This window comes from Pseudoalteromonas sp. C2R02 (assembly GCF_018860845.1).
Lineage (GTDB): Bacteria > Pseudomonadota > Gammaproteobacteria > Enterobacterales > Alteromonadaceae > Pseudoalteromonas.
Genome location: NZ_JAHKQC010000041.1, coordinates 21,571 through 36,526 on the forward strand (window position 1 = coordinate 21,571; position 14,956 = coordinate 36,526).

Consider the following 14,956-nt stretch of genomic DNA (forward strand, 5'->3'; position numbering starts at 1 on the left):
CATGCAAACTCCAGTAATAGTCGATTGTATTCGCTCTCCTATGGGTCGTTCTAAAAACGGTATTTTTAAACATACCCGCGCTGAAGACTTAAGTGCACATTTAATGAAAGGTTTAGTTGATAGAAATCCACAACTAGATCCAACTGAAATAGATGATATCTATTGGGGTTGTGTTCAACAAACATTAGAACAAGGTTTTAATATTGCTCGTAATGCATCATTACTTGCAGGTATTCCTCACTCGGTACCAGCAGTAACTGTAAACCGTTTATGCGGTTCTTCGATGCAAGCAATTCATGATGCCGCTCGTGCCATCATGACTGGTGCTGGTGATGTTTACATTGTAGGTGGTGTAGAGCATATGGGCCATGTGCCAATGAACCACGGTGTAGACTTTAACTTAAAACTATCTAAATCAGTTGCACAAGCAGCAGGTATGATGGGATTAACAGCTGAATACTTAGGTAAATTACACGGTATTTCACGTCAACAACAAGACGAATTTGCAGCACGCTCACATAAACGTGCTCACGCAGCAACAGTTGAAGGCCGTTTTAAACGTGAAATTTTACCTACATTAGGTCACGATGCTGACGGCACGTTAGTGTCTATTGATACCGATGAAGTAATTCGTCCTGAAACAACTGTTGAAGGGTTATCACAATTACGTCCAGCATTTGATCCTGCCAATGGTACTGTAACAGCAGGTTCTTCTTCTGCATTATCAGATGGCGCATCAGCTATGTTAATGATGTCTGAAGAAAAAGCGAAAGCATTAGGTTTACCAATTCGCGCACGCGTTAAATCGATGGCTGTTGCAGGGTGTGATCCATCAATTATGGGTTATGGACCAGTGCCAGCAAGTAAAAAAGCATTAAAAGATGCAGGCTTAACGATTGAAGATATGGGTATAGTAGAACTAAATGAAGCTTTTGCTGCACAGTCTTTACCTGTTATTAAAGATTTAGGTTTAACTGATGTTGTTGATGAAAAAGTTAACTTAAATGGCGGTGCTATTTCTCTCGGCCATCCATTAGGATGTTCGGGTACTCGTATCAGTACTTCGCTTATCCATTTAATGGAAGATAACAACGCTAAATATGGTTTAGCAACTATGTGTATTGGTTTAGGCCAAGGCATAGCAACTGTATTTGAACGTGTTGAATAATTTTAGACTTTAAAATTTTGGTGTTCCAGGCAAGGGTTCGTTTATTAATAAGCGCCCTTGCCTTTTTATTTGTTTAGCTCGTACAGCTACTCTGGTATTGGTAAACTAATTTTAAAACATGTACCTTTATTAATTTCACTTTCAACTTCAATTAAACCTCTATGGGCTTCAATAATTTTATAACTAATTGACAAACCTAACCCGGTTCCTACGCCAACTTCTTTTGTAGTGAAAAAAGGGTCGAACAACCTTTGTTTCGTTTTATCATTCATTCCGCACCCCGTATCTGTAATATGTAAAAATACAAATTCAGAATTGGCAAAAGTTTCTATAGTAATAGTCCCTTTATCTTTATTAATAGCATGTTTAGCATTAATTAATATATTCATTAAAACCTGTTCAATTTGATTTTTGGTACCAAAAACCTCAGGTATATTAGCTGTTAATTTCGTTTTTATATCACATTCATCATATTTAAATTCTGAAGCAATTAAATTTAAAACAGTTTCTATAGCCTCATTTAAACTAAATGAAATAAATCCTTCACTGCCAGAGTGAGAGAATGTTTTTAAGTCTTGTACTATCGCCTTAACTCGAGTTAAACCACCAACACAGGTTGAGATAATTTCTTTACTATCTTCCAGTAAAAATTCTAATTCATTATCTGGATCAGATGTAAAATTAGCATCTTTATTTTCTTGAATTAATAAACTGAAAAAATTATCAAATTGAGACATATAATCTTTTAATGATTCGATATTACTCATTACATAACCTACAGGATTATTAATTTCATGGGCGATACCTGCGGCAAGCTGACCTATAGAAGCCATTTTTTCAGATTGAGTAAGTTGCTTTTGCGTATTCTTTAAAGAGGAATTTACTTTAGATAATTCAGAATATTTTTTATCTAACTTAATTTCAGCGAGCTTTCTTCTGATTGCAATGCTAACAAGTTGACGACCTGACTCTAATGTTTGTAATTTAAGACTATCTAAATTGCTATCATCCTGAAAAAAAACAACTATCATGTGTGACTGGTTTAAAATTGAAAACAAAGGCAATACAACGACATATTCAACTTGAGTCTTCATCAAAGATTCAGGATAAAAGAACTCATCCGCGGTTAATAATATCGTTTCATTTTGTGCTTGCTTAATATTATCTACTACCTGAGATACATTAATATCATTTTCAGCTTGCTTAACTTTTTCAGTGAGCTCATATTCTATACCTTTAGTTAATGGTGCATTAGCCTTTTCATGGCAATAAATATAACTGCAACTAGTAGATAAAAAACTCACACAGCGCTCTAATAAGCTTTGTATTATTGTTTCTACTTTATTTTTACTAAAAGTTACCGTTGCTAGAAATGTTAAAAATTCGAGTTGCTGCTGTTTAGATTGTTCATATTCGGCTTGAGCTTGTAATTGCTTTTTAAGTTCATTATTTTCATCTAATAACAGTTTATTTTCTTTCTCTAATTTCTTATAAGTTAACTTTTCTAAATTTTTATTTAATTTCAGATTATTAGGTAATATTCCATTAGATATTTCTTTTTCCATTTGTGTCTCAATTTTTGTTTTCAACTGATAAAAAAAATGCCTATACTGACATAAAGAATAGGTATATTTTTTATATATTGTTAGGGCTAATCAAAACTATTTTAGGATAAAGCACAGTATGGAAGATGTTTTTAAACCCAGAATTATATTGGTTGATGATGAGGTTGAAGTTTTACAATCTCTAGAAAGAATTTTCAGACGAGAATATGAAACAATCGCTTTTAATGATCCAGCTAAAGCAATCGAGTTTATAAAAATGACCCCTATTCATATCATTATTTGTGATATGCGAATGCCAGAAATATCAGGCGATAAAGTGCTAGCGCAAGTAAAACAGCACCAACCAAAAGCAAGAAGAATTTTACTATCGGGTTATTCAGATATACAAAGTACCATAGCTGCGATTAATGATGGTGGCATTCATGCATACGTTGCCAAGCCTTGGGATAATAAACAACTTAAAGAAATTGTCAGTGATTCCCTACAGGTAATAAAATTAGAAGTTGAGAATCAAAAACTCACTAAGCAACTAAAAGTAAATAACGAAAACCTAGAGAGTTTAAATGTACAGCTAGATAAAAAAGTAGAAGAACGTACCCGCTCTTTAAAGCAAACGGTTTCTCAACTTAAACTTTCAATAAAAAAACAACGAAAACAGCTTCAACAAGTCATAGACATGGTATCGCTAATTTCTGCAGAGCACAGACAAGATCACCACCAACATGATATACGCATTGCAAAACAATGTCGTTTACTTGGCCATCAGTTAGGGCTAGAGAAAGTAGAGCTTACATATTTATATTTAGCTGCACAATTACATGCAATAGGTGAAATATCTTTACCTGAGTCTTTATTAAATAAGCCCGATTCTCAAATGAATAATAGTGAGTTATTACAGTTGCACTCTCAAGCAACTAAAGGCGCTGATATTTTAGATGTGATGCCATCGCTTAAACATATTTCTGATACCTTACGTTACCAATACGAAAAATTTAATGGTCATGGTTATCCAGGAGTAAAAGCCAATAAAGAAATACCACTCGCTTCTCGTATTCTCGCTGTTGTACGTGATTATGATAAGTTTGTTTCTGGTTATGCAACCTCACAAAAACTTCAACCTAAAGATGCGTTAAGGCAATTAAAAAACCAATCAAATCGTAAATACGATAGTGAAATTGTAGACGCTTTTGAACATCTATTAAATAATATACCAGCTGGTAGTGATGCTGAGTTTTGCTTTACTTTAGATATGTTAGAACCTGGTATGGTTATCGCTCAAGATGTGAAATATAACAATGGCAATGTACTTATTACCAAAGATACTGAGCTGACTGAAGCCACCATAGATCGTATGGAGCAATATGAACTTGAACACGACTTCACTTTCTTTATATTCATTTTAATACCTGAAAAAACCTCAAGTGAAGTTAATTAAAAATCAGCTTTTATTCACTGAAAATTAAGCCTAAAATACAGCTTCTTTTTTTAGAGTGTACTCCATGACTGATTTAACTATAAACTCTACAACACAAGCAGATCATACTTTAGACGCTATGGGTTTACGCTGTCCTGAACCTGTTATGATGATCCGAGGCACAGTAAGAAAAATGCAGGAAGGTGAAACCTTATTAATCGTTGCTGATGATCCATCAACAACGAGAGATATTCCCAGCTTTTGTCGTTTTATGGATCATACATTATTAGCACAAGAGGTTGAAAATGAACCTTTTCGCTATTTAATCAAAAAAGGTCTATAAACAAAGTTACGCAGAAAATTTGTTATTCAAACACTTGATTGATTGTTACTAAAGGTTTTGCTTTTTGTCTAAAGTTAATGCTTACCTGATACCAACCTGATTCATACGGTGTAAAGCTAAAGTAGTTATAAATACTGTTACAGTTAGCTTGCACCGGAATACCTGACTCTAAGAACTGATCTAAATCTTCACTTAAATAACCACAATTTAAACCTTGGCTCCAATTTTCATCTGCTATTTTAAATTCGTATGTTTGACCTGCAGTTGAAAGTTTAATTTTAGTTTGCAGCACATCGGTGCTTATTTTTTTTAGTTGATATTCAGGCTGTGCTTCCCAAGTATTAAAGTTACCTCTTAAATAAATAGGTGTTTCAATTCCTGCATTTTCAACTTCATTTTTTTTGAAAGATTCAGTACTTGAACAAGCAGTTAATACTGAAGCTATAAATATGATCGGTAATATTTTTTTCATTTTTATTCTTATTCCCCACACTCTAATACTGTTATAGTCGCACAAAAAAGCCGGTTTAAAAACCGGCTTTTTATCAATTTTATTTATACGCACTATTAAGCTCACGCATAATTATTTAGCTTTACTGAAGTACAGAGATATCAGCAATATCTAAGAATAAGTTTCTTAGTTGATTAAGCAGTGCTAATCGATTTAGTTTAACAGCTTCATCATCAGCCATCACCATTACATTATCAAAGAAAGTATCAACCGTTTCTCTGATATCAGCTAATTGAGTTAATTTCTCTGTATAGCTTCCTTGACCTAGTTGTTCAAACTTAGCTTTAAAAGATGATACAGTCTCAGCTAAAGCTTTTTCTGCATTTTCAGATAACAGCGATGCATTAACATCCTCAGCTACTTCAATCTTATTTTTAGCTAAGATATTGCCAACACGTTTATTAGCTGCTGCAAGTGCTTCTGAAGAATCTAAGCTACGGAAATGACTTACCGCTTTCACACGACGATCAAAGTCGATAGGGTAAGATGGACGACGCGCTAATACAGCTTGTATAACATCAACTTGAATGCCCTGATCTTGATACCAAGATCTGAATCTACCTAACATAAAGTCAAATACATCCGTTGCTACATTATCGTTGGTTAACTTATCAGCAAATAACTCTTGTGCTTTAGCTACGATTTCAAGAATGTCTAATTCTAATTCTTTTTCAACCATAATACGTAATGCACCAATAGCGGCACGACGTAAAGCAAATGGGTCTTTATCACCTTTAGGTGCTTGGCCGATGCCAAAGATACCGACTAATGAGTCAAATTTATCAGCTAATGCAACTGCTTGACTGATTTCATTTGAAGGTAAATTGTCACCCGAAAAACGCGGCATATACTGCTCATTTTGCGCAACAGCAACTAACTCATCTTCACCATCAAAACGCGCATAATGCATACCCATTACGCCTTGTATATCAGTAAACTCCATGACCATATCAGTCATTAAATCTGTTTTACTTAATAAACCAGCGCGTGCAGCTTTTACTTCGTCAGCACCTAATTTAGTTGCAATAAATGCAGCGAGTTTAGAGATACGTTCTGACTTATCTTTTAATGTACCTAATTGCTTTTGAAACAATACGCTATCAAGTGACTCTAAACGACTTTCTAACGTTTTCTTTTTATCCGTTTCAAAAAAGAACTGAGCATCAGCTAAACGAGGACGAACAACTTTTTCATTACCTTTGATAACTTGTTCTGGATTTTTACTTTCAATATTAGAAACAAATAAGAACTTATTAAGTAATTTTCCATTTTGGTCTAATAATGGAAAGTATTTTTGATCGTCTTTCATTGTATAGATCAAGGCTTCAGCTGGCACTTGTAAGAATGACTCTTCAAATGTTGCAACTAAAGTCACTGGCCATTCAACCAATGCAGTTACTTCTTCAAGTAAATCTTCATCCATAGCCACAACTGCATTATTTTCTGCAGCGACAGTTTCTATTTGTTTGCGAACAAGAGCTTTACGCGCTTCAAAATCAGCAATTACGTATGCTGATTTTAGTGCATCTTGCGCTTCATCAGCATGATTAATTGCAATGCGTTCAGGGTGGTGGAATCTGTGGCCCTGTAATTCATTGTTAATGTCTTTACCAAGAATATTACCTTGAATTAGCTTATCGCCAAACATGACAGTAACCGTATGAACTGGGCGTATAAATTGAATCTTAGAAGCACCCCAACGCATAGGTTTTGAAATAGGTAATTTAGCTAATGCTTTGCTGATAGCATCTGGTAATAGTGCATCTACTGCTTTACCAGTAACTTTAGCCTTATGTAATAACCAAGCGCCCTTTTCTGTTTCATAGCGTTCAGCATCGGCAACATCAATACCACAACCACGTGCCCAACCTTGAGCCGCTTTTGTCGCATTACCATCAGCATCAAATGCTGCTTTTACTGCTGGTCCACGTTTTTCAACAATTTTGTCTGCTTGTGTTGCAACTAATTCAGTAACTTTAATACCTAAACGGCGTGGAGATGCATACCAAGTAACTTCAGAATTATCTAACTCTAATGCCGTTAATTCTGATTTTATATTAGCTGCAAAAGCCTCAGCTAATGCACGTAATGATTTTGGAGGTAATTCTTCAGTACCAATTTCAATTAATAAATTTTCAGTTGTCATATCATTACGCTCCTTTCTTAGCATTTGTCTTATCTTTACAAAGTGGGAAGCCTAACGCTTCTCGTGCAGCATAATAGCTTTCTGCACAGGCTTTAGATAATGCTCTTACACGTAAGATATAACGTTGACGTTCAGTTACTGAGATCGCATGACGTGCGTCTAATAAGTTAAATGCATGAGATGCTTTCATTACTTGCTCATAGGCTGGTAATGGTAAATTTGCTTCAATTAGTTTTTGGCTTTCTGCTTCACAATGATCAAATTCAGCAAATAAAGCTGGTACATCAGCATGCTCAAAATTATATGTTGATTGTTCCACTTCATTTTGATGAAAAATATCACCGTATGTTACTGTGCCTAATGGACCATCAGTCCAGATCAGATCATAAATACTATCTACGCCTTGAATATACATAGCTAGACGCTCTAATCCATAAGTGATTTCACCAGTTACTGGTGTACACTCTAAGCCACCTACTTGTTGGAAGTAAGTAAACTGTGATATTTCCATACCGTTTAACCACAGCTCCCAACCAAGACCCCAAGCGCCTAACGTTGGTGATTCCCAGTTGTCTTCAACAAAACGCACTTCATCAGTTAATGTATCAATACCGATAACAGCTAATGAGTCTAAATATAATTGCTGAATGTTTTCAGGTGATGGTTTTATCACTACCTGAAATTGGTAGTAATGTTGTAATCTATTTGGATTATCACCATATCGACCATCAGTTGGTCTGCGACATGGTTGGACATATGCACTTGCCATTGGCTCTGGGCCAATTGATTTCAAGAATGTGAATGGATGAAATGTTCCAGCACCAACTTGCATATCTAATGGTTGAGCGATTACACAACCTTGTTGTGCCCAATATTCCTGTAAAGCCAGGATTAAACCTTGAAAGGTTTTAGTATCATGTTTTGTATTTTGCATAGTGGATTTATTCGTTTCTTTTAGCGGTCATATGTCGATAATTCCTACAAGTATACCCGTATTAAATCTGCTACGCACCTTTATTGAAGCCACTCATACCAATTTATATTGATGCTTATGATAATATTTAATTTGTTTTTTATGACTGACTCAACTAAATCATTTTGGTGCAAGTCCTATGAATTAATTTATTATATTTAAGGCATAAAAAAAGAGACTGTTTAGTCTCTTTTTTATAATTCATATTATGTCACTAGTGGCAAAATGATATATCAGAATTATACGTCTAAATTAACAACGCGTAGTGCATTCTTCTCAATGAATTCACGTCTTGGTTCAACATGATCACCCATTAATGTAGAGAACAATTGATCAGCTGCAATCGCATCTTCAATTGTTACTTGTAGCATACGACGCGACTCAGGATCCATTGTAGTTTCCCATAATTGACTTGGGTTCATTTCACCTAGTCCTTTATAACGTTGTATATATAAACCACGCTTAGATTCTGACATTAGCCAATCTAGTGCTTCAACAAAATTAATAACTTCTTTTGTCTTCTCACCACGTTGAATATAACCACCTTCTTCAACTAAGTTTGCAACTTGCTCGCCTGTCACTTTAATTTTTGCGTAGTCAGCTGAAGTGATGAAGTCATAATTAAATACATAGTCTTTATCGATACCATGTTGGCGAATTGTAATAACAGGTAAAGTTAAATGACGTTCAGTATCTTCAAATGTATTAGCTGTAAATATTGTTGCATCAGTATCATTTGCGATTAAATCAGCAACAAATGTCTCAACCCATTTAGTTACAACAGCAGAGTCTTTTAAATCTTCAGTTGAGATTTCTGATTGATACATTAGTCTTTCAACAACTTTAAGCGGGTATTTACGTGATAAACGCTGAATAATTGAAGTTGTTTTTTGATAGTCTAAAACTAGATTCTCTAGTCCTACACCATTTATAGCTGGTGCACTATCATTTACATATAATGAAGAACCATCAAGTGCTAACGTTGTTAAATACTCAGTTAATGCTGGATCATCTTTAATATATCTTTCTTGCTTGCCTTTTTTAACTTTATATAAAGGCGGTTGTGCAATATAGATAAATCCACGCTCAACTATTTCTGGCATTTGACGATAGAAAAAAGTTAACAGTAATGTACGAATATGAGAACCATCCACATCGGCATCAGTCATGATAATGATATTTTGATAACGAAGTTTTTCTGGATTATATTCATCTCTACCAATACCACAACCTAGTGCAGTAATAAGCGTAGCAACTTCTTGTGAAGAAAGCATTTTGTCAAAACGTGCTTTTTCAACATTCAGTATTTTACCTTTCAATGGTAAAATAGCTTGGTTTTTACGATTTCTACCCTGCTTAGCTGAACCGCCAGCAGAGTCTCCTTCCACTATATATAGTTCAGATAGTGCAGGATCTTTTTCCTGACAATCAGCAAGTTTACCTGGTAAGCCAGCTAAATCCATAGCACCTTTACGGCGTGTCATTTCACGTGCTTTACGAGCAGCTTCACGAGCACGAGCTGCATCGATAATTTTCATTACGATTGTTTTAGCTTCATTAGGGTGCTCTAATAAATATTCAGCTAGTTTTTCACCCATAGCTTGCTCAACAGCAGACTTAACTTCCGAAGAAACCAATTTATCTTTAGTCTGTGATGAGAATTTAGGATCAGGCACTTTAACTGAAACAACAGCTGTTAAACCTTCACGAGCATCATCACCTGTTGCATTGCTGGTGGTTTTAGCTTTTTTATTAAAGCCTTCTTTTTCCATATAGTTATTTAACGTACGAGTTAAAGCACCACGGAAACCAGCTAAGTGAGTTCCACCATCTCTTTGAGGAATGTTATTTGTAAAACAGTATATATTTTCTTGGAAGCCATCATTCCACTGCATAGCAACTTCAACTGTTATACCATCTTCTTCACGGTGAGCATCAAAGTGGAATACTTCTTTATGAACAGCTGTTTTATTAGTATTTAGATATTCTACAAAAGACTGGATACCACCGGCATATTTAAAATGCTCTCGCTTATCTTCTTCTCGTTCATCAATTAAGATAATGCTCACACCAGAATTCAGGAATGATAATTCACGAAGGCGTTTAGCTAATATATCAAAATGAAAATCTATATTAGTGAATGTCTCTTCACTTGGCCAAAAACGTAACTCGGTGCCTGTTTTTTCTGTATCACCAACAATAGCTAATGGTGCATCTGGCACACCATGAGTATAAGTTTGTTCATGAATATGACCGCCACGATGTACTGTCACTTTTAATTTAACAGATAAAGCATTTACTACTGATACACCTACACCGTGTAAACCACCTGATACTTTATATGAATTATCATCAAATTTACCACCGGCATGAAGTACCGTCATAATAACTTCAATAGCAGAAACACCTTCATCTTCATGTATTTCGGTTGGTATGCCACGGCCGTTATCGCTTACTGATACTGAGTTATCTGGGTGTATTTTTACAAAAATATCATCACAGTGACCAGCTAAGGCTTCATCAATAGAGTTATCAACAACTTCAAATACCATATGGTGTAGGCCAGAACCATCATCCGTATCACCAATGTACATTCCAGGACGCTTACGAACAGCATCCAATCCTTTTAGTACTTTTATACTCGACGAGTCATAATTTTCAGACATGCTTTAATTCCACTCAATTTGTTATTAGTTTGCCATGTTTCACGTGGAACATTTCTAGTTTTCGCTTCATTGGTTCCACCACAGCTGAAATACTGTCAGATTCAATAGCCGTTATAAATATTTGAGAATCGCATTGAGCAAGTAGTTTGCCCACCTTTCCTCGCGTATCTTCGCCTAGCTCTGAAGGTAAATCATCTATAAGTAATATTGACTGTTTATTTGTTTCAGTCTCTATAAGGCTATTCTGTGTTACTTTTAATGCATACAACAAAAGCTTTAATTGTCCGCGAGAAAAATAGTTCTCGACACTAGTACCATCCACAGAGAAGCTAAAATCAGCTTTATGCGGTCCTCTACTAGTAAAACCTTGTTTTAAATCTCTTTCAAAATTTTCAGATAAAATATCAGTTAATTCATTAGTCGATTTCCAGCCTGGATTAAAGTCTAAGCTGATGTTTTCCACTAAATCTAAATCAACACATATTTTATCAAAAAACTGCGTCTTAAACCTATTTATATACGATAAACGTAGATTATTTATGCTGACTGACAGTCTAACAAATTCTTTATCCCAAAACCTAATTTCATCAAAATAGTTTTTAGGTTTTTGCTTTAATAAAGCATTTCTTTGTTTTAGTATTTTATTAAAGGATTGCCATAAAGAAAAAAACTGATGTTCCACGTGAAACAATCCAAAATCTAAGAATTTGCGACGTTCTTTTGGGCCACCAAAAAATAAAGAATAACTTTCAGGAGTGATAACTTGGACTGGTATCAGTTGTGCTAGTTCAGATACTTTTCGAGAAGACTTCCCTTGTATCTTAAGGTTTGTTTCACCAGCCTGACTTTTACTCAGACCAACAGGAATAGATAAGTTATTTACAGATTTCTTGCCATGAATAACAAATTCATTTTGCTGTTTTTTAATGATGTTTTTGTGTTTACCAGTACGAAAAGATTTACCATGAGACAAATAATAAATTGATTCTAGTAAACTGGTTTTACCGCTACCATTGGCACCATAAATTAGATTTACCCCATCCACAGGTGAAAGGGATAAATCTTCAATATTTCTAAAGTTTTTAACCGTTAATAATTCTAAAGACATATTAACTTATAAATAAAAAAATAATTAATTCTGAATAAATTCATTATTGATTATTATAATCGCATTGGCATAACAACATACATCGCTTCTGAATCACCACAACCTTCAACTAATGCACTACTATTTGAATCCAATAATGTGAAGCTCACATCGTCAGTTTTAAGTGTATTTAAAACATCTAAAACATACGATACATTAAAACCAATTTCTAAATCTGGACCATCATAAGACACCTCAACAACTTCTTCAGCTTGCTCTTGTTCTGGGTTATTAGCGCTTATTTTTAATTGGCCAGCTGAAAAGTTTAGTCTTACCCCTCTAAACTTCTCATTAGATAAAATAGACACGCGTGCAAATGCCGAGCGTAACCACTCTCTATTAGCTGTTACTATTTTATCTCCGCCTCTGGGAATAACACGACGATAATCAGGAAAACGGCCATCAACTAACTTACTGGTAAATACAAATTCTTGATCTAAAATACGAACATGATTTGCACCAAATTGAATCGTTACTAATGCATCATCACTATTCATTAAACGCATAATTTCTTGCACCCCTTTTCTTGGGATGATTAATTGTCTTTGCGTATTTAAAGATTGTGCTAAAGTTTTTTGTGCTAACGCCAATCTGTGACCATCTGTTGCTACGGTTTTTATTTCAGTATTATCAACTTCAAAAGACATACCATTTAAATAATACCTCACATCTTGGTTAGCCATAGAAAAATGCGTACTTTCCAGTAGCTTTCTAAGCTCTAGACGTGTTAATTGAAATTCAACTTCACCATCCCACTCTTCTAAATTAGGAAAATCATCCGCTGATAAAAATGCTAATGAAAAACGGCTTTTTCCAGACTTAAGAATTATTTGACTTTCTTTTAGAGATAAAGAAATATCAGAACCGTCAGGTAAACTCTTACAAATATCTAAAAGTTTTTTAGCGGGCAAAGTCAGTTTATTATCTTCAACAGTTTGATCTAACATCACACTGGCAACTAATTCTATTTCTAAATCAGTACCAGTCATAGATAGTTTGCCATCTTGAACTTCTAGCAAAACATTAGATAATATTGGCAATGTATGTTTGCGCTCTATTGCACCAGATACTTGCACCAAAGGTTTAAGAAATTGATCTCTTGAAATTGTTATTTGCATTTTAAATCTAACCCTACGATGAAAGTGTTCTGATCAAGTTTTGGTAATCTTCTTTTATTTCATGGCTTTCTTCTCTAAGAGATTTTATTTTACGACATGCATGTAATACAGTTGTATGATCTCTACCACCAAAAGCATCCCCTATTTCAGGTAAGCTGTGATTAGTTAACTCTTTAGATAGTGCCATTGCCACTTGTCGTGGTCTTGCGATTGAACGCGTACGTCTCTTTGATAATAAATCAGATACACGTATACGATAGTATTCAGCAACAGTACGCTGGATATTATCTATTGTTACTAATTTATCTTGCAGTGCTAATAAATCTCTTAGTGCTTCTTTAACAAAGTCGATTGTAATTGGGCGACCAGTAAAATTAGCATTGGCTATTACCCTATTTAATGCGCCTTCAAGCTCTCGGACATTAGACCTTAATCTTTTAGCAATAAAGAATGCAACTTCTTCAGGTAGCTTAATCTGACTTTGCTGTGCTTTTTTCATTAAAATAGCAACACGCGTTTCTAGCTCAGGTGGCTCAATCGCAATTGTTAAACCCCACCCAAAACGAGATTTTAATCTGTCTTCAACGCCATCAATTTCTTTAGGATAGCGATCAGATGTCAATATAATTTGTTGATTACCTTCTAATAACGCATTAAAGGTATGAAAGAACTCTTCCTGAGAACGTTCTTTATTAGCAAAGAATTGAATATCATCTATTAATAATGCATCTACACTACGGTAATAACGCTTAAACTCTTCAATTGCGTTGTTTTGTAATGCACGCACCATATCTTGAACAAAGCGCTCAGAGTGCATATAAACAATTTTAGCATCAGGCTTATTAGCAACGATACCATTACCTACAGCATGCAATAAATGCGTTTTACCTAGACCTGTGCCACCATATATAAATACAGGGTTAAAAGCCGTGCCAGGATTATCTGCTACCTGAACTGCAGCCGCTTTTGCCAATTGATTTGATTTACCTTCAACAAAGCTGTCAAAAGTATAGGTATCTTTTATATTCGCTTTTGGAAACGATTTAGGTGCCGGTTCTACAACTTCAGGTTTCTTTTCTACTTTACGAGATTTACTAGCAGCAGGTTCTTTTGCTTCTACCGCTGTTTGCCCTTCTTGAGCAGGACTTGGTACAGCTGGCTTAGTGCCACTGCCAACACCAAAATGTAATTTAGGTGCCTCATCGCCACAAATCTCTATTAATAATTCATTGATCCTATTTAAGTATTTATCACGAACCCAATCCAAAACAAAACGATTAGGTGCAAAAATAGTTAAAGTATCTTCTGTACTCTCGGCTTGTAATGGACGTACCCACATACTAAATTGCTGTGAAGGTAACTCATCTTGAAGCACATATAAACAACTTTGCCAAACAGACAGATACACGGCTAACTCCTAAAGGCGGCAAATATTCCCGGTCATCATAAGAGAGGAAATATTATGCTAAATATATAAAAAACACGCCATTATGAATCGACTTATCCACAAGTTCAAGAATGATTTATAAATATTTTAAACAAACCACAACAATAACATCTAACTATATGTTTTTATTATTTATAATTTTTATAATATGTTGTGTATATTTTTATAATTTTTATTATGATCTTTTGATCATCAACCGATCTAATCACTTTTTCCAAAGCTTATAAGCAAACTATCAATAACAACTGTGGAAAACTATTTTTTAACTGCTATATGTAGTAAAGATCACTTCATTTGGAAATGATAAAAAATCCAGATCCTGATCTTTAAAATTTTACAAATTGAAAATACCAAGCCAGATCACACAAAAAGATCTCGCAATGATCTTTAATTTTTTATACATATAATAAGTACGATATAAAGGTATGCCCCAAGCTATTTAATACCTACCTTATATA

The 14,956-nt window shown here is 34.7% G+C and carries 11 protein-coding genes; 3 read left to right on the top strand and 8 right to left on the bottom strand.

Annotated features, from left to right (window positions below):
• Position 1 precedes the first annotated feature (1 nt).
• Positions 2-1,168, top strand: a complete 1,167-nt coding sequence (gene fadA / locus KO527_RS19580; protein ID WP_216041953.1) for an acetyl-CoA C-acyltransferase FadA — start codon at positions 2-4, stop codon at positions 1,166-1,168.
• Positions 1,169-1,254: 86 nt separating this feature from the next.
• On the opposite strand, the gene KO527_RS19585 is transcribed toward fadA, so the two are convergent.
• Positions 1,255-2,733, bottom strand: a complete 1,479-nt coding sequence (locus tag KO527_RS19585; RefSeq protein WP_216041954.1) for an ATP-binding protein — start codon at positions 2,731-2,733, stop codon at positions 1,255-1,257.
• A 118-nt stretch (positions 2,734-2,851) separates the two neighbouring features.
• On the opposite strand from KO527_RS19585, the gene KO527_RS19590 reads away from it, so the two are divergent.
• Both KO527_RS19590 and tusA read left to right on the top strand, forming a co-directional pair.
• A complete protein-coding gene (locus KO527_RS19590) occupies positions 2,852-4,168 on the top strand; it encodes an HD domain-containing phosphohydrolase (RefSeq protein ID WP_216041955.1) in 1,317 nt (438 codons plus the stop codon).
• 64 nt (positions 4,169-4,232) lie between these two features.
• Entirely contained in the window at positions 4,233-4,490 is a 258-nt protein-coding gene (tusA, locus tag KO527_RS19595; RefSeq protein ID WP_216041956.1) for a sulfurtransferase TusA, read from the top strand.
• A gap of 22 nt (positions 4,491-4,512) precedes the next feature.
• Here tusA and KO527_RS19600 read toward each other — a convergent pair whose 3' ends face one another.
• The 7 genes from KO527_RS19600 to dnaA form a co-directional block, all read right to left on the bottom strand.
• On the bottom strand, positions 4,513-4,962 hold the full coding sequence (locus KO527_RS19600; protein ID WP_216041957.1) for a hypothetical protein: 450 nt from the start codon (positions 4,960-4,962) through the stop codon (positions 4,513-4,515).
• A 121-nt stretch (positions 4,963-5,083) separates the two neighbouring features.
• On the bottom strand, positions 5,084-7,147 hold the full coding sequence (gene glyS, locus KO527_RS19605; protein ID WP_216041958.1) for a glycine--tRNA ligase subunit beta: 2,064 nt from the start codon (positions 7,145-7,147) through the stop codon (positions 5,084-5,086).
• A 4-nt stretch (positions 7,148-7,151) separates the two neighbouring features.
• Positions 7,152-8,081, bottom strand: coding sequence for a glycine--tRNA ligase subunit alpha (glyQ, locus tag KO527_RS19610; protein ID WP_216041959.1), 930 nt, complete (start codon positions 8,079-8,081; stop codon positions 7,152-7,154).
• A gap of 278 nt (positions 8,082-8,359) precedes the next feature.
• Positions 8,360-10,786: a DNA topoisomerase (ATP-hydrolyzing) subunit B gene (gyrB, locus tag KO527_RS19615; protein ID WP_216041960.1), complete on the bottom strand. Its 2,427-nt coding sequence runs from the start codon at positions 10,784-10,786 to the stop codon at positions 8,360-8,362.
• A gap of 13 nt (positions 10,787-10,799) precedes the next feature.
• Entirely contained in the window at positions 10,800-11,894 is a 1,095-nt protein-coding gene (gene recF, locus KO527_RS19620) for a DNA replication/repair protein RecF (RefSeq protein ID WP_216041961.1), read from the bottom strand.
• A 53-nt stretch (positions 11,895-11,947) separates the two neighbouring features.
• Entirely contained in the window at positions 11,948-13,051 is a 1,104-nt protein-coding gene (gene dnaN, locus KO527_RS19625) for a DNA polymerase III subunit beta (protein ID WP_216041962.1), read from the bottom strand.
• A gap of 13 nt (positions 13,052-13,064) precedes the next feature.
• On the bottom strand, positions 13,065-14,459 hold the full coding sequence (gene dnaA / locus KO527_RS19630) for a chromosomal replication initiator protein DnaA (protein WP_042147703.1): 1,395 nt from the start codon (positions 14,457-14,459) through the stop codon (positions 13,065-13,067).
• Between the last annotated feature and the right edge of the window lie 497 nt (positions 14,460-14,956).